Source organism: Peribacillus sp. R9-11 (assembly GCF_031345095.1).
Taxonomy (GTDB): domain Bacteria; phylum Bacillota; class Bacilli; order Bacillales; family DSM-1321; genus Peribacillus; species Peribacillus butanolivorans.
This window is the reverse complement of sequence record NZ_CP133763.1, coordinates 2,795,475-2,818,838: the sequence shown is the minus strand read 5'-3', so window position 1 is coordinate 2,818,838 and position 23,364 is coordinate 2,795,475. Positions and strand designations below refer to the sequence as shown.

Sequence of the window (23,364 nt, the reverse complement as noted above, 5' to 3'; positions counted from 1 at the left end):
CGATAAAATGAAGTTAAAAAAATGGAATAGAAACATCCGCTTCTGTACAATAAAAATTAAACTGTTTATATAAGTTCTCCTTAGATTTCTTACCAGCACATTTCGAGCAACTGATAATGCCATCTACCGAGTCAGACAGCTATAGTATGTATTGAAATCAATCATATAATTTCGTAACATATGCTTTAAGAATTGAGAATGAAATAGATTATTATGGATTAACAAAAAGAACCAGCAATTTCTCCTTATTTAAAGGAATTGCTGGTGCTTCTTATGCTTACTTGTTCTATTGACTAATTACCGCATTTTTCTTTCCATTCATTAATGTAATCCGCAAGCCTCAGCGAGTATTTCAACAAGATGCATACTTTTGATTCGCTTTGCCGCTCCCTCTCTTTGAATGCCAATGCTCATTTGCATCTGACAGCCAGAATTAACAGTGATGGCTGTGGCCACATTGGAACTACTAGGGTCAGGTGGATAGAACAATCCACTTCTTCAGCTTTTATATGTATATTTGCCAATTTTACTAATTTACTAATTTCAGTTGCATTCTTTGGTTGAATAACTATTTCAGGTAAATACTCTCCAAAAGAAGCATCATAGCTATAACAATACCTTTCTGATAAATCATTAAATATTCTGTCACTGGGGATAATCTGACTTATTTCAGCAAGTACTTCTTTCTCCATGCTTCTCACTGCCTTCTCTATAATAATCTAGAGATAAATGAATAGAAAAAATCATCATACCCACTTTATAGTTTTCGAATAAAAATATGGCTGATCGAAAAGATTGTACACATATGAATCGAGTTTCACGACAGAAAAGATCATCGATAAGTGATATCACTTCTTCAGTCAAACACTTTATCATTTTCCTAACAAGAGACATACTTTATTGAACACCTATCCAACATTTTTTATTAAATGAGGTTTTTATCGAAGTGATTTTGTAACCTCTGTCATTCGTATTCATTTTTAAGAATATAATAGCGTTGCAGTGTCCTGCTAGATATAATGAAATTAAAGAAAAAGGAGGATTTCTATTGAAAATTGCATTGATTCATGCAACAACAACCGCACTAAATCCGATTGAAAAAGCGTTTCAGACAGTTGAACCAGACCTTGAGCTTCTTCATTTCATGGACACGAACCTGCTTGCTTTAATGGAAAAAAGCGGCACGCTAACTCCAGAAATCATTCGCCGCTTTTCTTTATTAGTGAACTTAGCCTATGACTCTGGTGTTTCCTGTATTCAACTTACCTGCTCTGCATTTAACGATATTACATCAATTTTACAACCTCTTTATCCTGTGAAGTTATTTCGGTCAGATGAGGCGATGCTTGATGAAGCACTTCAATATAATAGTATCGGTCTAATATCTACAGTAAAAGAAACACCAATCGCCCTTCAAAACTATCTAAGAGATAAAAACCCAGACTGTATTGTGGAATCCATAGTTGATCCTGGGATTATTCACTTATTATCGCAAGGAAAAAGAACAGAACATGACGAGCGGGTAAAAATGATGGTTGAACAAATGGATGGAAGAACAGAAGTGATTGTGCTTTCCCAATATAGTATGGAACATGTAGCAAAGCTGGTTAACCCTTCTGTCCCCATCCTAACGGCTCCTTTATCAGCAGCAAAACGGTGTTTAGCTTATTTGAATGGACAAATTGTGTAAAAACCCGCAGGAAAAATGTCTGAAAAATTAATTAATTCAAGCTAGTGAATAATAAACTTATTGTCTACGTTTCTATTAACCGTTCGTATGATGAGAACCGCCGAAAACCTTTCCGACACCTTGAATTTTTTCAAGTATAACGATTAGAACGACTGATATGAAAATAACTACGCTTGACACGGAAGCAACGATTGGATTATAGGCATCCTGCATTTGTGAAAAAATCTCAATTGGAAGCGTACGCATTTCAGGTGATACCATAAAAAGAGAGACAGTTACATTATCAAATGATGTTAGAAATGCAAATAGTCCTCCTGAGATAGCAGCTGATCCAATAAGCGGAAGTGTCACTTTCAAAAAAACAGTAAGTGGATTAGCACCAAGTATAGCTGCAGCACGTTCAAGATTATAATCAAATCCACTTAAACCAGTTAAAACGAGACGCATTACATATGGGATACAAATGACAATATGGGCAATTAAAAATCCTGTAGAAGTACCGGCAAGCATCATTGGTGTGAAATACATCAACAGTGCAATACCTAAAACAAGCTGCGGCACACTTAATGGAGAAGTTAAGAGTGCCGTAATGTACGATTTGCCGGGTATATCATACTTTGCAATGCCAAGAGCCCCTAAAGTTCCAAATATGACGGAGAAAATAGCTGCTAAGGCGGCGAATTTGGAACTATTAATAAATGCTTCCAAAAACTCAGGGCGTTCTAAAATTTTGGTATACCATTGTAGTGAGAAACCTTCTGCTGGAAAACTTGGATAATTAGCACTTGTAAAAGAAGCAGGTATAACTACAATGAGTGGTATTAAGATATAGATTATTGCTAACACAGCAACAGCGATGCGAAGGCCACCAAGAGTTTTCATCATCGGAATACCTCCTTAAATTTCCCTTTTTCAAACATTCTAGTAAAGACAGCTACTGAAATGACCGTTGTTGCTAATAGAATATAAGAAAGCGCTGATCCAAATGTCCAGTGAAGCAAGTTATTTATTTGATCATATATGACAACTGGCATAACAGGTACATTTGCTCCACCCATTAGTGCAGGTGTAACATAGGCACTCATCGACAAGCTAAATACAAGAATGCAACCAGAGACAATACCAGGTATACTTAGCGGCAAAGTAATTGAAAAGAACCTTCTGAAAGGACTTGCCCCAAGAATTGCTCCCGCCTTATCTAAAGAAGGATCAATATTATATAAGCTAGCAACAATAGATAAGATCATGAAAGGCAGATATGCATTAGAAAGCCCGATAACAACTCCAATTTCCGAAAATAGTAGTTTCAATGGAGTATCTATAATACCTAGAGCCATCAACGTTTGATTTATCGTTCCGTTAGGCAGTAGCAATAGATACCAACCAAAATTACGAACCACTATACTTACCAAAAGTGGTGACACGATCAAGAGAGTGATGTACCCTCTAATTCGTGGTGAACTTTTTGCCATTGTCATTGCTACTGGATAACCTAGAAATAGAGAAACTAAAACCGAATATAAACTGATTTTCACTGTCAACCATAAAGAAGACAAATAGTAACTATCCGTAAATATTTGTGTATAGTTTTTCAAGCTATATACTGCATCTGCCCCACCAAGATTATCAGTTGAAATAAAGCTTAAATATAGAATGTATAGCATTGGAATGACAAAGAAACCAAAGATAAATAATAAAATAGGTGTTAAAAGGAGTAGTCCAGGTATCCAAACTTTTCTTTTTTTGAATTTAGGTTCTTTTTGTGGCTCTATTGGATTCATATCCTTTTCTATTTCTTGACTAGCATAACTTCTGATGGGCTCCATCCGATATACACCTCACTCCCATTTTGCCATGAATAATTAAAAGAAGAAGTCAAAACTTGAACACTTTTCCCTTGTAATAAAACATTAATTTCCCATGACGTACCAAGATAATTAATTTGACTAATCTTGGCTTTATGGTAATCAAAAAGTGATAAAGCGGTTTCTTCTGCAGGAACAATTTGTACCTTTTCGGGTCTAATATACATCTTCACCTCATCCCCAGCTTTCAAATTGCTATCATTTCCCATGATATTATCTGCATCAACATGAGTGATATCATCACCTATTTTGACTGAAATTCTCCGCTTATCCACTTCTGAAACTTTACCTTCAAAACAATTTGACTTTCCAATAAATTGAAAGACGAATTCTGTTTTAGGATGATTGTAAATATCAGTTGGGGTACTGATTTGTTCGATTTTACCTGCATTCATAACCACTACTCGATCTGACATAGACAGAGCCTCTTCTTGATCATGTGTTACAAAAATAGTTGTTACCCCAATCTCCTTTTGTAAACGTTTAATCTCGGCTCTTAGCTCATGGCGTAACTTAGCATCAAGATTTGAAAGGGGCTCATCAAGTAAAAGGAGTTCTGGCTCAACTACAAGTGCCCTGGATATAGCAACACGCTGACGTTGCCCTCCTGATAATTCTCTCGGATAACGATTTTCCAATCCTGACATTTTTACTAATTCCAGTGCTTTACTTATTTTCTTTTTTTGTTCAGCTTTACCTACTTTTCGCAACTTCAATCCAAAGCTAAGATTTTCATATACTGTCATATGAGGAAAAAGGGAATAAGTTTGAAAAACCATACCTAAATCTCTCTTATATGGCGGAACTTTCGTTACATTGTTCCCTTTAATATAAACCTCACCTCGATCTGCATCGAGGAAACCTGCAATAAGATTTAAGGTTGTCGACTTTCCACATCCAGAAGGACCAAGAAGAGTAAGTAACTCTCCTTGCTTCACCTCTAAATCAATGCCATTTAATACAACATTTGATCCAAATTGTTTAAATGCTCCTTTTACCTCTACATCATTTTTATTTGAACCTAAGTGTTGTACTGGTTCAAGATGTGTATGTGTCCTTTTAATTTCTACATCGTTTTTTAAGACTTCCATGTGTTCAACCCGCTCCTTTTTATTTGAGTTTTTTACCTAGTTCAGGAGTTACTTCTTTTGCCCATCTGTCAGATACTTCAGCACGAATCTCAGCAAACTTAGCAAAATCAGGTTTGAATGTTTTATCGGTTTCTTTAAGTCCGATTGACTCTTCGAATTTTTCTGAAATTTTCATTCCTTCTACCGTCGGATAAAATCCTTTCTCAGAAATTAGCTCTTGTGCTTCTTCACTAATTAAATAGTTGATAAATTCAAGTGCTTCTTCATTGTTAGGTGTATTTTTCACAAGTGAAGCACTAAATGCTTGAAGCGGCACACCTTCTTTAGGAACAGCCATTTTGATTGGAACTCCTGAAACAGCAAGTTCGCCAATAGAATAACTTCCCATCACGGTTACGTCAGCAGCTCCTTGTTGGATAGCTGGCATCATTTGTGTTGAATTTTTATAAAAAGTATTCGAATATCCTGCAAGATCTTTTGCTTTTTCAAGCCCTGGCTCCATGTTGTCTGTACTGCCGCCATTTGAAATTGCTAAACCATTAAGAGTATTAAAGCCCCAATCATTCGTAATGTCTGAAAATGCCGTTTTACCCTCGTAATCTGGAGATACAAGATCGTTCCAAGATTCAATCGATTTTAACCCTTTCTTTTTAAATGTTTCTGTATTGTAAGCTGGTGCAATAACCAAGCCGAATACTGGAGCAGCAGCCTTTTCAATTGGAATGAATCGCGAATCTACAGATTTCATATTTGGAACATTAGACTCATCAACGGAATCAATCAGTCCCTTGTCTTGAGCTCGTATTACATCAACAGGTACAAAAAGGGCGACATCAATTTGTGGAGAGTTTTTCTGTAATTCCACTTTTGACAAAATTTCACCTGATAAACCCGAAATATAGTTAACTGTAATCCCAGTTTCTTCTTTGAATTTTGGAGCAATCACATCTCGAATGGCACTTTCAATAACCCCGCCATTACCGGCTATCGTAATTTTTTTCTCACCTTTTTCACCTGTACTTGTTTGAGTTGCTTCCCCCGGCTTTTGTGGCGTCGGATTACCACATCCTGCAAGCATAACCAATAATATTATTGAGAATAAACTAATTATTTTTTTCAATTGATGAACCTCCCCATTTTACTTTATTAATGAATAATTCCTTGTTCGGTAAAATAATTTATGGCACCTTGATGATACTCAATTGGAATTTGCTTAATTGCTTCATTTAATGAAATATCAGAAGCAGCTGGATGTGTATGCTGCAACTCAGGCAGATGTTCATATAATGTTTTAACAAGATTGTACGCCTGCAAATCTGACATTTCGTCGTAAGTTAATAAGACATTTTTAATTGAAATCGTTTGAATATTCTTTTTCATTCCTTTATATGTGTCACTTGAAATTTCATTCTTTGTATAACCACCATTTTGTTTTTGAAGGCGGTCAATGATATCTTCCGGTATAGGTATAAATGAGAGATTCGTTTCCTTTGAGATGAAAGCGATTTCATTATTCGGGATACCTGAAGAGAAGAAAGCCACATCAATAGTACCATTACGTAATGCTTCTGCAGATTGAGAAAATGAAAGATAGGATAAATTCAATTGGTCAAGCGGTAAATCAGTTTCCAAGAGGACCCGTTCTGCAATCAGTCTTGTACCACTTCCTGACGTGCCAATACTAATGCGTTTCCCAACTAAATCTTCTAAGGAATCAATATTGTTTTGTTTCGTTGTAACAATTTGAACATAGTTTGAATAAAGGGTGGTTAATGCACGTAACTTTGATTTATTCGTTTCTGGCAAATCAAGTACATCTACAGTAGTAAACCCAATTTCTGCTTGATGTTGGCTAACTAATTCAGTATTTTCAATAGATGCATGAGTGACTTGAGTCCCCGATACAGCTCCATTATATTTTTCATACAAGTTGGACAATACTTGTCCTAATGAAAAATAAACTCCTGACATATCTCCTGTTGCAATAATTAGCAGCCGATTATTTAAATCCTGACCCTCAGAAATTAATTGCTTCTGAATTAAGGTATTAGCAGGTGTAGTTATTTCCTGCTGCTCATTCATAAAAGAGCATCCTGTTATGAAACAAAATAACAAAGCAGCTTTTATAAAGAGTGCTCCATTTTTCATATTGGCCCTCCTTTCTTAGTAAAGTTAAATGCAAGTACTGTGCCAAGTCGATTTATAGCTATAAAATGCAATTCCTGCCGAATTTTTGTGCATTTTAATCTTAAAAATCGGCATTTTTTGCCGGGTACCCAGAAAAAAATGCCGGTAAGTGGTTGATTTAATTTATCTCTTATTCCCCATTTGAAATAAGCTTAATTTTATCGCGAAGGCTTCTTTCTGAAATTTTTAGAATTTGTGCTGTTTTTTGTCGGTGATTTTTACAGTATTGAAGTGTAGCTGTTATTACTTTTTCCTCTATCTCTTTCATCGAGATTCCGATTGGGATACTAAAACTGTTAAAGTCTTCATTGGGACTGCCAGACTGTAATATTAGCTTTTGTTCTTGAACATATTGTGGCAGGTCAGTATCTTCCATATTATTTGAGTTTGAAAGGGCAACAGCATACTCTATAATGTTACCAAGCTCGCGCACATTCCCTGGATAATGATAATCTAGCAACAACCGACGTGCTGATGCTGTGAACGTCTTATCTTCCCGATTCATATCCTTAGCGTGTTTTTTGATGAAATAATCCATAAGCAATGGTAAATCTTCTTTTCTTTCTCTTAATGGTGGCATAGAAATTGGGATAACATTTAGTCTGAAATACAAATCCTCTCGGAACTTACCTTCCATTACCATTTGTTCTAGATTTTTGTTAGCTGCGCTTATAATACGGAAATCCAATGATATTTTTGTATTGGAACCAAGAGGTGTTACTTCCCGTTCCTGTAGCACACGTAATAATTTAGCTTGAAGAGGAAGTGGCATTTCACTAATCTCATCGAGAAAAAGGATACCCCCATCGGCAGCAACGCATTTCCCTTCCTTCCGCTGTGTGGCACCGGAAAACGCTCCTTTTTCATAACCGAATAATTCAGATTCTAGCAACATCTCAGGTATAGCTGCACAATTAACAATCTGCATTGGATTGTTTTTTCGTCTTCCTAAAGTATGAATGCTTCGGGCGACAAGTTCTTTTCCAGTTCCGCTTTCTCCTGTAATAAGAACACTTGAATCAATATCCTTCACTCTTTCGATCATTGAAAAAATACGTTGCATTGCTTTGCTGTTACCAAGGAAATTTCCGAATCCTCTTGTCTTCTCTAATTCTTCATGAAGCGTCTCTAACTGATTGGACATCTGTTTAAATTCGGCTGCCCTCATTAAAAGCAATGACAGTTCTTCTATATTGATAGGCTTTTCGATATAGTAATAGGCCCCATTTTTTATTGCCTCAATGGAAGTATCAATAGATGAATAGGCCGTCATCATAATTACAGTAACATTGGGGGACCTGTGTTTAATTTTTTGAAGAATATCTAATCCACTTTTACTTCCAATCCGCAAATCAAGTAGAACAATATCAACTGAAATCTGTTCAATATGTCGAAGACCTTCATCTGGATCTGTAGTAGTGACAACTTGATAATCGTCTTCTAATGCAAAGCTAAGAGCTGTACAAATTGCAGGTTCGTCATCGATCACTAGCACATGTGGCTTCATATTTCTGTTCCTCCTTTTATAATCATAACAAAAGATTTAATAACATTATTAACTCAAAATGGCTTCTTGTTCTTCAGATAAAGGTAATAAGATGACGAACTTTGTTCCTGAATTAAGATAACTTTTCACATAAATATCCCCATTATTTTCTTTAATTAGTCTGTATGATAACGTAAGGCCTAATCCGACCCCTTTTTCTTTATTGGTGAAGAAAGGTTCAAAGATGTGATTTTGTTCCTCCTGTTTCATCCCCTTGCCCGTGTCAGCTATGACAATCCGTCCTGTTTTTTCGTTCATTTTATCAATTGTAATTTTAATAGTTTTATGCTCTGTTTCTTCTACCGCTTGAATAGAATTTAATACTAAGTTAAGAAGCACCTGATGAATTTGTTGTAAATCTATATAAAAAACAAGATCTTCATCAATTGTTTGTTCAAAATTAATTTGTTTTTTTTCCATAGTTACCTTATGAAAAGCAAGTAAAGAAATAAGTTCGTGAGCGTAATAATTTCGTATATTTGGTGGACGTGGACGTGCATAATCAATTAGATCAGTAACAATCGCATTTAACCGGTTTACTTCAGTAGGCAAGTGTTCCATAAGAACTTGGCGAAATTGAGGATTTTCATATTTACTCGGAAGCAGATCTATGAAAGTTTTTATAGATGTTAAGGGATTCCGAATTTCATGTGCAACACCTGCGACTAGTTGACCAAGTGCATGCAACTTTTCTTGAGTGACCAATTTTTTCTCTAATAGTTTCTTTTCCGTCTCATCATTCATGGAAAGTAAGAATCCTGTTTGTATTTCTTCAGAATTGTACATTTTATGTACCGTATACGAGATTACTTTGCGTTCACTCTCCTCATTTAATACCAAAACTTGAAAATAGTTTGTCCCATTTTTCTCTTCATGTTCTTGATAGGAACTATTAAATAACCTTATTAGAGTTGGATAATTCCTAAGATTCAAAATATTTTCCGCGGAGATGTTAAGAATATCCGATGCTTTTGTATTACAGCTAGTTATTACAAAATCAAGGTCGAATGTAATGATCCCTGTATTTATATTGTTTAAAATTTGATCTTTAAATGCTTTACTATTAGCAATATTTTGCCGTTGCATCTGTAAATCCTTATTTAAAAGGTGTAGACTCTTTGTTTGGGCATGGACTGATTTCTTAAGTTTTTGATTCCATATGTAAATAATTAAAAGGATCAGAGCTACTGCGGCTAAGATTATGATTAACCAAAAGATAAATTGCTCCAGCTTGGCAATTTTTTGATTGGATTGAGGCATGACCCATTTATCAATTATCTCGTTTAAATTTCGATTTGCTTTAAGTTCAGTGAGTGTATTGTCCATCATGAAAAGCAACGTTTGATTCCCTTGTTTAACTGCAATCGTATAATCTGCGGGTTCAATAACTTCATCAAGTATGATGTAATGATTTTCTTGTCTGAACTTTTTTAAATAATAGTCTGCAGTCCATTTGTTTCCGATAAATACATCTGCCCGTTTGTTCAATAATGTTAGAATACCCGAGTATTGATTAGAAACAGTAGTTAGGTTTGTATTTCTCATGTTCAAAAATGTGCTGATTACTGGCGTGTTATTATCAAGTACAACATGTGAATTACGTAAATCTGTGAGAGTATGAATATCATTTTGCTTGGCGTTTGGGATAATTATTGATTGAGACATTGTGAAATATGATTGGGTAAAATCAAATTGATTATCTTTTTCGGTACTATATGTACTACCAACAATCGCATCAATAGATCCATCCTTTAATGCCTTTTCCGCATCTTGCATACCCATAGGAATATATTCAAAATCAAGCCCATTATAATCCGCTATTTTCTCCATTATATCAATGTTAATACCAGTCAGCTCTCCATCCTTATTTTTAAATGAAAAAGGTGGAAGAGCCCATTCTCCCGCAATTTTATACGTTTTTTGTTCGGCAAAAATATCAGGGGACCATATTGTTTGAAAAAAGAGAGTGAAACAACAGATACCTAATATTTTATACAATTGTTTTATAATTAAGAGCCCTCCTTAAAGTTGAAATTCTTAATTCCATGTAGTTATACTCTCGTTAAAAAACGCCATGATATTAATATTTCTCCAATAAGAACTTGATACCTTTAATATCAAACATATTATTAGTGAAATCTGACACAGTTTTACATGTTGCAACAAATTATTTGCCGCTATTCTACAATAAATAAATCAACTTTATTGTAGTAGGTAGCCACGCTGCCACCCTTGCATCAGCACGTTTGCAAAATCTGTATATATGTAAATCGGGCTTAATGTCAAAAGCGTAATTACTATATAATTAAGTACCACATATTCACACTAAATACAGAAAGCTAAGCAACTAAAGTAAGAATAGCCCCTCTCACATTGAGAAGGGCTATTCAAACATTTCATATAATTTTCATTCACTTTTAGAAATAGCATCTGATTCTATTTAGTTTAGTTTAGAAAAGATTAACCTAGCAGGTGCCGATTTCAGAGAATTCCAACAGAAATAAATAGTCCGCATAGGCAATTGTATACTCCTAAAAAGTAAACTCTTCCTCGTATAAAATTAATGTAATTTTGGCAAATTGAGATTAATTAAATTGATATATGTCAATAATATTAAGAAAAGGAGTGAATAAAATGTCGATACAACAAACTAGGTCAATTAAACACCAAGTAGTCTCTGAAACAGAGAAGACCTTAAGGATGTTAGTGAAGAATGAAAATATGTCTCCAGAATTACAAGATTGCTATAAATTAGTGATTGGACACTTAAAACATACAATGGGCCATAAATATAACGGAAAGTAATGTTTGGTCATACTCACTATTTAGATTTAGTTCCGGATGTTTATTAGATTCAATTTCAACTTAAAGTCAATTTTTTTCGTTCAGTTTACTCCATTTCACTATCTTATACAAAAACCCTAATAATAGGAAAACGTTTGAAAGTCTATTTTCTTAGGTTCAGATATAGAATCCAATTCGAACATTTAGGGTGTTTTCCTAATTAAATTTCATAGGACAAAATTGTCTATTCATTGATTATTTGCCCAATTTAATTTCTAACAACTCAAAAAGCTAATATTACTCTATAGATGGAAAAATTTTGAAAAGCATTTCCTTAAAATTACAAGGCTTTATTTATGGCAGGTTCTGTTATCTTGTTCAACTAACGGTTCAGATTTGATTCCAAATGCTCCTCTAGAGACAAAATTCTAAACGCTAACTCTTGATTTAGGTCCAAGACCCCTATAACAATCTGATTATCTTCCGTTATTGTTACATATCTTAAGGTTTCATCACCTTGAATCCGAAAATTGGTTTCCAATGGTGTTTCCATCTTTGCAAAGACAGTATCTGTGTACGTAAGTGGAAGAAAATCATCTAAACCTTCTTCGGGGTTACCTAGCCACTTAAACATAAAATCTTTCAATGAAAGTTGTTCAATCGTCGATAGATGATTTTTAAATGTTAATTTGTCTATTGTTACCTTTTTCAACTTAACCACTCCTCAATATTAAATAAAGTTTATACGTATAAACTCCTAACATCAAGGGTATTACAATGACAAACGATTTACATTTTGATTACTAGCCAACTTAATAAGCCATCTATTCCAACCATTTACTAAGTATCTAATTACTTCTTCTTAAATCTTTTTTTTAAATAGTAAGGTATTTTTTTTCAAATTTCCAAATCGTATTTCACCATTCCCTCTAAACAGTAGCTTTGCCTACCTATCATTAGTACTCATTTTCTTTTAACTCCTTATATATTTATCTACCATGAGGTTTTGTAGTTTCCTTTACCATTTAAAGGAGTTTTATAGCTATTATTTTTACCATCTTGCCATGTAGTATTTCCATTTTCATCTTTTATGAGAAACTTGAATTCATAGAATCGATCTGCGGCTAAATGGAATGTTCCACTCCAGTTGCCTTCTGGATTTTGGGTTAGCTTATATTCGTAATCTGCAGGATTCCACCTGCCGATTTCTCCTCTATCACCAATCAAGTAAACACCCTGATTGGGTGAGACAGGTACATTTTCAACTGTGAATGTAACTGGAATAGACTTACCTTCTAATTTATCTGCCAGCATCCTAAACTCATTTGTTGGATTTCCTTCATCATCGAATAAATATGACATTCTAAGCAAGGTAAAGCCGTCAAAATCGTAGTTGAAAACCATTTCTGCTATATTATCGAAACCCCATTCATTATTGATAAGAGGAAGTGCATTTTCACCGTTTAAGGAAATTCCTTTCTTTTTAGCTAAAGTAGCGATTTGAGTCACTAACGTTTTAGGAGCGCTGTAGTATGGTGCAGTATGGGCGTCGTAATCACCCATTTCTAAACAAGTAAACGTGAGGGCCAAATTAGACTTTTTAAACTGCTCAAGTAGTTGAGAGTAATTATAGTAACCAGCGCTATACTCTGCTGAATGCGGCATAACTGGATCATTCATTTTCCAATGGACACCTGAGATTTTAGCCCCAATTGGTACATTAAAAACTTTATCAAAATGTTTATGGGCAAATTCCGAAATTTTTGAAAGATGATTTTCAAGAGCTCCTTGATACCACTCCATAAAGTCGTTTCCAAATTGTGTGTCACTTGCTTCACCACTAGTAAAAAATTCATCCCCGTTACCTGGCGGTTGAATCTCATTCCATTTTTTATACTCTGTTCCCCAAGCAGCATTGAGTTTTTTAATAGTGGAATATTTTTCTTTCATGGTAAGCCTGAAATTCCGTTTCGCACCTTCTGTATAAACTTGAAGCTGTCCCCTCTCAGGATAGTTCCAACCGTCTGCATTTTGATAGGAGGGATATCTCAATTCCCCAGCTGGACCTGCACTTAGATAGATTTTGACAATTAGATCCTTTTTATCAGCAAAGTTCGTTGCAAAGGATTTGTACAATTCGTTGTATTGATCAGCTGTTCCATCCCACCATGGAGCAAGTACTTCTTTATTCCAGTAACCACTTTCACTCTTGAATGCCATGTTTTCGGCAGAATCTTTCTTCCAGAGCCAACTTGGGATGGGATAGTTACAATCATCACCCACATTACCACCACATTGATGCGTAGATAAAATGGGCACCCATTTTAAACCGGAAGCTTCCACTACCTCCCCATATTTTTTATAATAGGACCATTCAAACTTATTATCTTTTTTACTCTCGACTAATCCCCACCAGATATCTGTTGTTATTGCATATACTCCATTTTCCTTCAACTGAATCAATTCTGCTTTAAATGCTTCCCAATCTGTTATTTCACCCAATGGCGCCATCACATATAGCTTGTAATCTGGTTTTACTTCTGCAAAGCCAGGTGAAGTACTTGATAAAGGAACAAAATACAGCATAAAGGTAAACATTCCAATAGATAATTTTTTCAAAAAACCACACCTTCCCTTATTGATAATAGAATCCGAGACTTAGTAATAAAATCAGAAATAAGGTTCATGATGTGATAACGTTTTCATTTTCGTGAAAAATAAAGTTGACCTTTACAAAAAAGTATATTTCACTTGGAAATATTTATCAATTATTTTTTCGGGAAAGAAAGGGAAATATCCGTCTCGCTAAGCAGGGACTTCAGGAATTCATAACTCCTCAAAAAAGAAAAACTGGATAGTCCTAAAAAAGACTATCCAGAAAAAAATTCCTAATGGATCTCTTTCTATGTATGTTCAGTTAGGGATATATATTTTCGAACCGTTAACGATTCAAACTATTAATGAGCTTCATCAGCAAATGTCATTAATAGATTGAATCGGTATCTCTCAATTAGAATTTTCATTAAGGATTTTGCATTCTTAATAAGACCTATTTCTTACATTTCCTTTTATTGATGACTACATCTTCATTTGAGGGTTGGTTCTACTCACTGCACGAAACAAGAACTTACTTCATATGATGTGTTATTGGCGGGGAGTAGATATGGAACAATCAGTATTATAGCCAAGGAAAGGTTGGGTGCAACAATATGAGGCAATATCCAATTCATAACATTCCATTTCAAAATCTTCAGGAAAAAAACATGTCATTTGAAGAGGTATTCGATCATATTGTAAAGTTCATGAAATTAAATCCATCTGGTAACTATCGATTGATGGTCGGTACTGATTCTCAAGTACATAAAAAACATACGGTTTTCATTACAGGCATTGTGATACAGCAGGTCGGGAATGGTGTGTGGGCTTGTATAAGAAAAGTGACGATTCCTAGAAGGATGACCCAATTACATGAACGTATTTCCCATGAATTGTCGTTAACTGAGGAGATTGTATCCATGTTTACGGAAGAAAGAAAAAATCAGTTAATCGATATTGTACTGCCTGCTGTATATCAAGGGGCAACGTTCATCATGGAGGGCCACATTGATATCGGGATTGGAAAACGGAACAAAACAAGTGAGTTTGTAAAAGAAATGGTAGCTAGGATGGAATCCATGGGAGTGGAACCCAAAATTAAACCCAATGCTTTCGTTGCCTCAAGTTATGCCAATCGGTATACAAAGCAAGAATAAATGTTGCTAATAAACAACACGTAAGGTACCAAGCTGTAAACTATGGAAAAAATGTAAGACGGTTGAAAATAAATATATTAGTTCAATATAGGTTCGATATTATCGGTTCGGTTCTTCAGACTACAAAGCGATACATACAATTCCGATAGTACGTTGTGAAAAAAACAGCAAAAAACCGGCCTCAGACCGAGACCGGTTTCAACATTTAAAGATGTAAGCCGCCATTGCCGTATTCAGTAAGAAAGTTTTAAACCACCACTCCTCAAAGTGGGTGTTTGCAGAAACAATCCTGTTGTCCAAGTCAATGACAAGGCATAACATTCCTGTTTCAATATAAAACTCCCTATTACAGCTTAAAGGTTAAAACTTAATAATCATTACGAACAGCGCAGCTTGTATACTTATATTACCTAAACTCCGCTCATTCCACAATGTAAACAATTACCATTATCTAAAAAGATTCAGCAAAGCCCTATACAACCTAAAAATAGCTACGAATGAATTGAACATTTGTAAATCAAAATATCGGTAAATTCCCATTTTTACTAACTTAAATGATCACTGTCTCAAAAGTTTATGTAACACCCATTCGATAAAAATATATTTATATTGAAATAAACGATTGATTAAAAAAACCTATATAATCCCCATGTTTTTTCTTGAAGGTGTAATCCTGTTTTTTTGTCAGAAAAGGTGGCTGGCTACTGATATAATAGAATCTATTAAAAAAGGTCAACCAGTAATTTTTACTGGTCGACCTTATAATACGAACTATCCGATAGTTAAACAAGCACCTTATTTTCTATTGCATTATTGCGTAATTCTGAAATAAAAGCACGAGCGAAAGTAGACGCTCGGTGAATGTAATTTAAGATGGATAATTAATTTTACCAGTTTCTACCAATTGTTTTAACCCTTCAAACATATAACCCCAACCTTGTTCAGTTTGACTATTATATTCATCATGTGCTTTTTCAATGTCTTCCTCAGTCCAACCTTCTTCGTGAGGAACGACAATCAATTGTGTGAAGGTCATCTCGCAGCCATTTTCAAAAGGATTAATTTCAACGGTAATCCTGTCCTCCGTATCACTGAATTGAGGCATTTTAAATGTGAAAACTAATTTACTTGGTGAGTCAACTTCTATGTACTTACCAACTGCCCTGTAATCTTTACCTTCTCTATGGTCGACAATTTCCCAGGAGCCACCTACAATAGGCTCATTGTTTGCCACTTTATTCGTTGATTCCATTGTAAAAAACCATTTTCTCATCATTTCTGGGCTCAGCCAAGCGTCAAATATTCTTTCCGCAGGGACATCAAAACGACGAATCATAGTAAGTGTTGTGGTTGATGTATTAACCATCTTTATCAACCTTTCCTAAATAAGTTAATTATAAAATTGTACTAATAATCTAATGTTCTTCCTTTTTGGCTTTATTTAGCTCACGTTCAAGAACATCAAACTGCCTGTTCCAAAATCACTCATAAAAACGAAGCCATTCTATAACGGATGATAACGAATCGGGATTTAGACGACATATATATGTTCTCCCTTTCGTTGTCTTATTAAGTAATTCTGTCCGTTCTAAAACTTTGATATGCTTAGAAATTGCTGCTAAAGACATTTCAACAGGTGCTGCCAGTTCTGAAACTGTTCGGTCATTAGAAGCAATAAGACGAACTATTTCTCTTCGAGTTGGGTCAGCCAAAGCTTGGAAAATATTATCTAGGTAATCATTATTTTGTTCAACCAAATGGTTAACTATAATGGATTAAACTAAATAACTCAACCATTTGGTTAAATAAGATCTTTGTGCCTTTTATTTTTAACAGATTCGTGTAATGTATAACATCAACTCTTTATTTGACTATCTTGCTTACGTTAGGTCAACAAGAAAAGCGATTTATTCCGATAACTGCCTAATATAGCGGAAGCTCTTCTATATAATGTAAGTTCCTCATAGAATAAGCGATGGATGATAAATAAATACTTAGCTGTAAGCTAAATTGGATTGCAACTCTTAAATCATTCCCTTTTCTTTATGTAGATAGGGTAAACGCTACTTTTGAAAGAAATAATATGAACAAATTATGTATACTCCAATAAAAACTAAAAATATATTATGAAATTACTAAAATTTCTCTTTTACTAATGTCGATCTTGTTGTAATATAAATGTAACAATTGTAATATTAATTGCGCTATTGTTACATAATTATCCTAATTAGAGATTGGGGAGAGAAAGTATGAAAAAATTTTCAGGTATGCTATTATCAATCATCATTCTTTTTTGTACAATGAGTACCGTAGTTACAGCACAAAATACATCACAGAATTTATCTGACAAAAATGCATTAAAGATAGCCGATAAAGCCAGCAATCATTTCTGGAATGCATTACATGGATACACTAATCAATCCTGTTCACAAAAAACATTTAATTATAAAGGTACAGAGTATTCTTACCTTTGCCAAGAATTTAATACTAAAGACAAGCTAGTTAAATACTTAACTGAAACATTTACTAATAGTGCAGTAGAAAAAGGGCTGACAAAGTATAAATATATTACGTATAAAGGAAAATTAGCTCGTCCTATAGGAGACGGCGACAGCATGTTAGAGTGGAGAAAAGCGAAAATTAAATTGGTCTATCAAAAACCGAACGTTAAATCCTATAATTTAACGGTCCCTACAGTCGACGGTGAGTCGGTTAAAAGAACAGTTACTTTTTATAAGTCCGGATCCAAGTGGAAAGTTAATCAGTTCGATGCAGTTCAATAAGTTAATGGCTTTGATGAAAAACCTCTTATGCAGTAAACATAAGAGGTTTTTCATTTGAATGTTTCCCCGCGAGTTCAGATTCCCCATCACCACACTATTTAAAAGCTTCATATTAAGAACTGATTTAATGGATTATATAAATGAAACAGACTTTAATATTACATCTCATAAATAGTCATACGAATCAACATAATTATTTATGAGGCACGTAAAACATAATTTAGCAATGAAGTTTTTACTTTTCAAGAAAGGAAATGCTCTGCAAATGCTTCACATGTTCTTTTATATCTTTAGTTAATCTTAACCATTCTGTTTTGGTTTTTAATGCATCAGAATCACTTGCATCAGGAGCTATTACTTCGTCTCTAAGACTTCCATAGGTCTTCTTGAGGTGTAAAGTCGCCATACTTGTTTCTGGTACAGGAATTTTATTAAACATCTCGTCACTAACTATGGCAATCACAGTTTCGAAACTTGGGTCTGGGATATATCCGAACCAAGCTGGATCATCATGTTGTGCTTTAAATTTAATATCATTCATCGTAACTTCCTTTAAACGTTTTACATTTTCCGAGCTATCGTATCGTGATAATAGCAATGCGGTATCTTTTTCAACATCGGGTAAAGATTGAATGGAATAAGAATCAGAAAAAGTAGGAGATTTCACATTCTTTGGTCGACGTAACAATCCTTGTTTTACAAGCTCTTCAGCTGTATCTCTCTTCAAAATTAACGTATTTAAATCTTCGATTGTAGATTGTTTAATTTTATATACGGCATTTGATTGAATTTTATTTTTATATTGATTAACTATGTCTTGTAATGGTTGTTCGTTACCTATCAGTAACATCCCATTTCTAGTCTGGGTTTCGTGCTTATTATCGAATAGTGAACAAGCACTCAAAAGAGAAATAGCCATTACTCCAATGATGCATATACGAATTATTTTCTTCATTTTACATTCTCCTCAATTAAATATATTGGACAACAATTCACATGGTTTTTTTATACAAATATCGAAGGTAACGCCAACGAATCACAAAAAAGTATACAATTTGTAAGAACATAAAGGATACAAGTATAACAAAAGAATCAGTTACAATAGAAAACGAAACTAGATTTTGTAGTGCATTAAAGGCAACAATACTATGAACTACAGCTATTGTAATTGGTAAAAAGAACATGATACAGAGCTGACGTGTTATGATCTTTTTTAACTCGTTTTGAGTTAAACCAACTTTCGCAATCGTCTTGTATTGTTGTTGGTCCCTTTCTAGGTCTGTATATAGACGTGAGTATAGAAAACTTGCAGCAAAGGTAAAAAACACAATTCCAACTAATGCGCTGATAATGAGTAACATTCCGTTTTCTTGTTTGTCAGACAACCATTGCAATACTAGAGAGTTAAGATAATATTTTCCTTCTTCATCCAGTGGGATAGAGTGCTGTAATTGACTGGCAACTTCTTTGGATTTCTCCCAATCTTTCACAGCAAATACATGGTACTTTGGTAACCCCATTGCATTCAGGCTCATGTTTGGAATTTTTTCATACATGCTGTCAGAAACTACAACCATCGTTTTTCCAGTATCTTTTTCATTCCATCCTATATAGGATACCGTTTTCTTAATATGAAACTGAATATCCATATTTCCTTGCAATAAATCAATTGTTTTAATGACGTCTTCTTTATTTCTAAATTTTGTTTGCTGTGAAACTGTTGTTGGCACTATAATAGCTTCATCGTCATTTCTGATTGTTTCTTTTGGATGCCCAAGTGCATTGGCGATGCTGTTAAAATCTGCCAAACTAAAAATAATAAGATCGTTTTCGGTCTCTTTTGGAGTGGCAGTACCTTCATGATAGGAAAAACGAGCCTCTGACAACTGTTTTTTAATTTCTGAAACATGTGTTTCTTCTTGCTTGTTTTCAGGAGAGGATTGATAAGTAAAAGCAAATGGGTTGGTCATTTCAGCTAATCCTGGATTTCCCAGAGACATAAAAGTTCCAATCCCTGTGAACGAAACAGCTGAAATAATCGCTACCATAAAAAACATAATGGCATTATCTTTCATACGATATATTAATTCTGAAATTGTAAGTAGGTTGAGTTTTTTTAAGAAGATGGATTCCTTACGTTTCAATATATACAACATATACACACTCAATTGAGTAAATAAGAAATATGTTCCTATTACAACCAACACTACGCCTATTGGAATCAAAACGAGCAAATTCTGATGCAAGGTAAAATAAAACTCTACTGCATACCCTACAACGATTAATATAATTGCCAGCAAAGAAAGTACAATAGATGCTTTAGGTTCTGGTTTTGGTTTTTCTTCAGACAGTAAAAGTTCAATTAGTTGTCCTACTTTCACTATTCTAGAAGTTAATAAAGCAATGGATAGAAACAACAGTAAAAAAGCTCCGACAGTCATTAAGATTGCTTTTATTGGTATATAAAACGCTAATCCTTTATGGATCGCAAAAATGTTAGCGCATATTATTAAAACAAGTTTAGCCAAAATAAGACCGACCGTAATCCCACATATAATAGCAGCCATTCCAATTAGCATATTTTCAATGAATAACAGTTGATGCAATTGTCTAGGTGACATACCTTGAATCATTAGAAGTCCAAATTCTTTTTTTCTCACTTTTAAGAATGCACTTACAGAGTATAAGAGGAAGAAAAACGAGAAGATAAATATTAAATATTGAGATGTCTGCATCCCTATCTTTCCTAGTATATTTATTGTTGCACTTATAGTAGTCAGTTCACCCTGCAGGTCAGGATGGAATACTAGTAGTGCGTATATAAAAAAAACCATCACAGAAAATGCGCTACTCAAGAAGTGAGCAACATATGTGCGCTTGTTTCGAATAATATTATTAAACGCGAACTGCCGAAAAGTCATTCCCACGTCCCCCTAATAACGATAAAACATCTAGAATTTTTTGATAAAACACTTTACGACTATCTCCACAATAAATTTCATTGTACAGCTTTCCATCTTTAATAAATACAATACGATCGCAATAACTTGCAGCCATCGCATCATGTGTCACAAGCATCATTGTTGTACCCAACTCTTTATTGAGTTTTGAAAATTGTTCCATCACATCACTTGCAGATTGTGAATCCAAGTTTCCTGTGGGTTCATCTGCTAGTAATAATTTCGGATTATGAATAATTGCACGTGCAATAGCCGTTCGCTGTGCTTGTCCGCCAGAAATTTCATACGTACGCTTATTTAAGATATCTGTAATCCCTAATTTTCCAGCAATAGATGCCACACGTTGATTCATTTCTTGAGGGGGTACCCCATCTAACGTAAGCGGTAGAATAATATTTTCTTTTACTGTTAATGTGTTTAATAAGTTAAACGATTGAAACACAAATCCTAATTCCCGTCTTCTAAATAAAGCTAATTGATTTATTGGCAACTGATGTGGACTTTCTCCATCAATGATAACTTCCCCTGAAGTAGGGGTATCAATAGTTGAAATCATATTTAGTAGTGTTGTTTTACCACTCCCAGATGGCCCCATAATTCCTACAAACTCGCCTTTATTTATCTTTAAATCAATATTAGACAGGGCTGTATAGGAAACATCCCCCTTATATATTTTACTTACATCGTAAACATTTAGTATTCCCATAGCATTCTCACCTTTCATTTCTGGTTGTTTATATTATAAAGTGTAACCAATTTTTCTTTTCTCTCATATCGAACTTCCTAACATTTATCTAACAACTTTGTAAGATTCAAAAAAAATACCGATAAATGATATTTCATTCATCGGCTAATGATATGCATAAGGGAATACAAGTTGAACTGTTGTTCCCTCTCCTATTTTAGATTCCAATTTAATTTCATGATGTAATTTAGTACATACTTCTTGTGAAAGATATAATCCCATTCCTGTCGATTCTTTAAATTTCCGACCGTTTTCTCCTGTATAAAATGGTCGGAACACGCGCGGTAAATCAGAAGCTATGATTCCCACACCTCGATCTTTCACTTCTAAAATAACTGTACGTTTGTTGATAAAGGCTGAAATTGTAATTTTTTCTTTGCTTCCTGTTGAATATTTAATCGCATTTGAAAGAAGTTGGTTAAGAATAAATCGAAACCATTTCTTATCTGTTTCTACTGTAAGATCTGGATCTACTTTTACTTCTGGGTAGACATCACTACGTATAAAATAACGTTTATTTTCATGAATGACAGAATCAATCATTTTCAGCAATGATACCCTCTCTACAATGAAATCTTGTTCAAATGTCTCTAGTCGAGCAAGATATAGCACAGTTTCTAATCCTTTTTTGATTCGCTCCGTTTCTTCCATTATACTATCAAATTCGGAACCTTCAGTTGCCTGTGTAATTAATTCAATGACAGAAAGAGGCGTTTTCATTTGATGAACCCATTGGTTCATAAAGGTAAGTTGTTCCTGGTGTTTTCGTTCCCATTTTTTTAATTGTTTTTGATAATGACGATATTGGACTTGTAGTAATGTATCTAACGCTGTTGATAAAGGAGTGAAATCCCTCTCCCTTATTGATTCACTTAGTGTATCCATTGGATTTGATAAACTTGTATAAAATGATCGATGACTACAATATCGATATACAAGGTATACAATTAATAAGCAAACACCGAGAAACAATGTATATAATACAATCGATACATGAGAAAAACCATCCAGCCAATATATTAAAAGGATGATGAATGATTGAATCATTGAAATACAAATAAGTGGGATATGTTCTCTTAAAAATAATTTCATTACTGGTTATCACCCTTTGTCCAAGTAGTATTCAAGCGATATCCGGCACCACGAACAGTTTCTAGTACATCACCAACTCCTAAATATTGTAATTTTTTTCGAACTCGACCGATATTGACACTTAACGTATTTTCATCTACATATGTATGAACGTCCCAAAGCTCTTCTAAAATTGCTTCACGTTTTACAAGGATAGGGGACTTTATTAATAACATTTCTAGTAATAATGTTTCTTTTTTTGTAAGTGTAACAACTTTTTCTTCCAATCGAAGTTCCATCCTTTCAGGAAAAAGGGTTAATCCAGATTTTTCAACTACACGTTCCGTTACTTTAGGTGCATATTCACCATACGCCCTTCTTAATTGACTACGAATTTTAGACATTACCACTTCATAGTAAAATGGTTTTGTAATATAGTCATCACCACCATTTTCTAAGGCCATCACTTGATCCATCTCTCCACTCCTTGCAGATAGAAATATAATTGGACAAGTAGAAATAGCTCGTATTTGGCGGCACCAATAAAAACCGTCAAAATTAGGCAGATTTATATCTAATAGCACTAAATCTGGTTTAATCTTTTGAAATGTATCTAAGATATTTTCAAAATCCTCTATAATAACACTTTGATATCCGTATTTTTTAATATGAATTCGCAGTAATTCAGCGATTTTTATATCATCTTCTACAATCATGATTGTATTCATATTGTACTCACCTCTAATTTAAGTGTGATTTTTAATGTTCGTTTGGCTTTTTATATTTAATTTTTAAGTTAATTTATATAAAAGAGATGATATCTTACATACACCCTTAAATGCAATTAATATCAAATAAAGCGTATATCGTGGAGTTAGTATAGTTTCATG

At 34.2% G+C, this 23,364-nt stretch carries 21 protein-coding genes and 1 other RNA gene; 4 read left to right on the top strand and 18 right to left on the bottom strand.

Going from position 1 to position 23,364, the window contains the following annotated elements; genetic code table 11:
* Positions 1-410 precede the first annotated feature (410 nt).
* Positions 411-692 carry a hypothetical protein gene (locus tag RE409_RS13810; protein ID WP_309559208.1) on the bottom strand — a complete coding sequence of 94 codons (282 nt, stop codon included), beginning with the start codon at positions 690-692 and terminating at the stop codon, positions 411-413.
* A gap of 356 nt (positions 693-1,048) precedes the next feature.
* Between RE409_RS13810 and RE409_RS13805 the strand changes: the two genes are divergently transcribed.
* Entirely contained in the window at positions 1,049-1,690 is a 642-nt protein-coding gene (locus RE409_RS13805; protein WP_309559207.1) for a hypothetical protein, read from the top strand.
* Positions 1,691-1,765: 75 nt separating this feature from the next.
* Here the strand turns inward: RE409_RS13805 and RE409_RS13800 are convergent, their stop codons facing one another.
* The 7 genes from RE409_RS13800 to RE409_RS13770 all read right to left on the bottom strand — a co-directional run bounded on the left by RE409_RS13800 (position 1,766) and on the right by RE409_RS13770 (position 10,377).
* Positions 1,766-2,572 carry an ABC transporter permease gene (locus RE409_RS13800; protein ID WP_309559274.1) on the bottom strand — a complete coding sequence of 269 codons (807 nt, stop codon included), beginning with the start codon at positions 2,570-2,572 and terminating at the stop codon, positions 1,766-1,768.
* Positions 2,572-3,516, bottom strand: coding sequence for an ABC transporter permease (locus RE409_RS13795; protein ID WP_397329748.1), 945 nt, complete (start codon positions 3,514-3,516; stop codon positions 2,572-2,574). The genes RE409_RS13800 and RE409_RS13795 overlap by 1 nt, the downstream gene beginning before the upstream one ends.
* Positions 3,480-4,646: an ABC transporter ATP-binding protein gene (locus tag RE409_RS13790; protein ID WP_309559206.1), complete on the bottom strand. Its 1,167-nt coding sequence runs from the start codon at positions 4,644-4,646 to the stop codon at positions 3,480-3,482. The genes RE409_RS13795 and RE409_RS13790 overlap by 37 nt, the downstream gene beginning before the upstream one ends.
* A 19-nt stretch (positions 4,647-4,665) precedes the next feature.
* Positions 4,666-5,766, bottom strand: a complete 1,101-nt coding sequence (locus tag RE409_RS13785) for an ABC transporter substrate-binding protein (protein WP_242485258.1) — start codon at positions 5,764-5,766, stop codon at positions 4,666-4,668.
* Between the two features lie 26 nt (positions 5,767-5,792).
* Positions 5,793-6,794 (bottom strand): TAXI family TRAP transporter solute-binding subunit, encoded by a 1,002-nt coding sequence (locus tag RE409_RS13780; RefSeq protein WP_309559205.1) that lies wholly within the window; start codon positions 6,792-6,794, stop codon positions 5,793-5,795.
* 169 nt (positions 6,795-6,963) lie between these two features.
* On the bottom strand, positions 6,964-8,340 hold the full coding sequence (locus RE409_RS13775) for a sigma-54-dependent transcriptional regulator (protein WP_201224535.1): 1,377 nt from the start codon (positions 8,338-8,340) through the stop codon (positions 6,964-6,966).
* Positions 8,341-8,388: 48 nt separating this feature from the next.
* Complete coding sequence (locus RE409_RS13770) at positions 8,389-10,377, bottom strand: transporter substrate-binding domain-containing protein (protein ID WP_201224537.1); 1,989 nt, start codon at positions 10,375-10,377, stop codon at positions 8,389-8,391.
* A 636-nt stretch (positions 10,378-11,013) separates the two neighbouring features.
* Here RE409_RS13770 and RE409_RS13765 point away from each other — a divergent pair.
* Complete coding sequence (locus RE409_RS13765) at positions 11,014-11,184, top strand: hypothetical protein (RefSeq protein WP_201180498.1); 171 nt, start codon at positions 11,014-11,016, stop codon at positions 11,182-11,184.
* 361 nt (positions 11,185-11,545) lie between these two features.
* Here RE409_RS13765 and RE409_RS13760 read toward each other — a convergent pair whose 3' ends face one another.
* Both RE409_RS13760 and RE409_RS13755 read right to left on the bottom strand, forming a co-directional pair.
* Complete coding sequence (locus tag RE409_RS13760; RefSeq protein ID WP_201224539.1) at positions 11,546-11,875, bottom strand: hypothetical protein; 330 nt, start codon at positions 11,873-11,875, stop codon at positions 11,546-11,548.
* Positions 11,876-12,156: 281 nt separating this feature from the next.
* Positions 12,157-13,782, bottom strand: coding sequence for a family 14 glycosylhydrolase (locus RE409_RS13755; RefSeq protein ID WP_309559204.1), 1,626 nt, complete (start codon positions 13,780-13,782; stop codon positions 12,157-12,159).
* Between the two features lie 590 nt (positions 13,783-14,372).
* Here RE409_RS13755 and RE409_RS13750 point away from each other — a divergent pair.
* Positions 14,373-14,915 carry a ribonuclease H-like YkuK family protein gene (locus RE409_RS13750; protein ID WP_201180502.1) on the top strand — a complete coding sequence of 181 codons (543 nt, stop codon included), beginning with the start codon at positions 14,373-14,375 and terminating at the stop codon, positions 14,913-14,915.
* A gap of 211 nt (positions 14,916-15,126) precedes the next feature.
* Here RE409_RS13750 and ssrS read toward each other — a convergent pair.
* The 3 genes from ssrS to RE409_RS13735 all read right to left on the bottom strand — a co-directional run bounded on the left by ssrS (position 15,127) and on the right by RE409_RS13735 (position 16,672).
* Positions 15,127-15,313: non-coding RNA, 6S RNA (ssrS, locus tag RE409_RS13745), on the bottom strand.
* A 470-nt stretch (positions 15,314-15,783) separates the two neighbouring features.
* Positions 15,784-16,281, bottom strand: coding sequence for an SRPBCC family protein (locus tag RE409_RS13740; RefSeq protein ID WP_201249466.1), 498 nt, complete (start codon positions 16,279-16,281; stop codon positions 15,784-15,786).
* A gap of 115 nt (positions 16,282-16,396) precedes the next feature.
* Positions 16,397-16,672, bottom strand: coding sequence for an ArsR/SmtB family transcription factor (locus tag RE409_RS13735; RefSeq protein WP_309559203.1), 276 nt, complete (start codon positions 16,670-16,672; stop codon positions 16,397-16,399).
* A 492-nt stretch (positions 16,673-17,164) separates the two neighbouring features.
* On the opposite strand from RE409_RS13735, the gene RE409_RS13730 reads away from it, so the two are divergent.
* A complete protein-coding gene (locus RE409_RS13730; protein WP_309559202.1) occupies positions 17,165-17,698 on the top strand; it encodes an IseA DL-endopeptidase inhibitor family protein in 534 nt (177 codons plus the stop codon).
* A gap of 235 nt (positions 17,699-17,933) precedes the next feature.
* Here RE409_RS13730 and RE409_RS13725 read toward each other — a convergent pair whose 3' ends face one another.
* The 5 genes from RE409_RS13725 to RE409_RS13705 form a co-directional block, all read right to left on the bottom strand.
* Positions 17,934-18,653, bottom strand: a complete 720-nt coding sequence (locus RE409_RS13725) for a lipoprotein BA_5634 family protein (RefSeq protein ID WP_309559201.1) — start codon at positions 18,651-18,653, stop codon at positions 17,934-17,936.
* Between the two features lie 37 nt (positions 18,654-18,690).
* Positions 18,691-20,619: an FtsX-like permease family protein gene (locus RE409_RS13720; RefSeq protein ID WP_309559200.1), complete on the bottom strand. Its 1,929-nt coding sequence runs from the start codon at positions 20,617-20,619 to the stop codon at positions 18,691-18,693.
* Positions 20,594-21,364, bottom strand: coding sequence for an ABC transporter ATP-binding protein (locus RE409_RS13715; RefSeq protein WP_201225178.1), 771 nt, complete (start codon positions 21,362-21,364; stop codon positions 20,594-20,596). Before RE409_RS13715 ends, RE409_RS13720 begins: the two co-directional genes overlap by 26 nt.
* Before the next feature lie 144 nt (positions 21,365-21,508).
* Positions 21,509-22,495: a sensor histidine kinase gene (locus tag RE409_RS13710; protein WP_201224546.1), complete on the bottom strand. Its 987-nt coding sequence runs from the start codon at positions 22,493-22,495 to the stop codon at positions 21,509-21,511.
* Positions 22,495-23,202 carry a response regulator transcription factor gene (locus tag RE409_RS13705; RefSeq protein WP_201224547.1) on the bottom strand — a complete coding sequence of 236 codons (708 nt, stop codon included), beginning with the start codon at positions 23,200-23,202 and terminating at the stop codon, positions 22,495-22,497. The genes RE409_RS13710 and RE409_RS13705 overlap by 1 nt, the downstream gene beginning before the upstream one ends.
* Between the last annotated feature and the right edge of the window lie 162 nt (positions 23,203-23,364).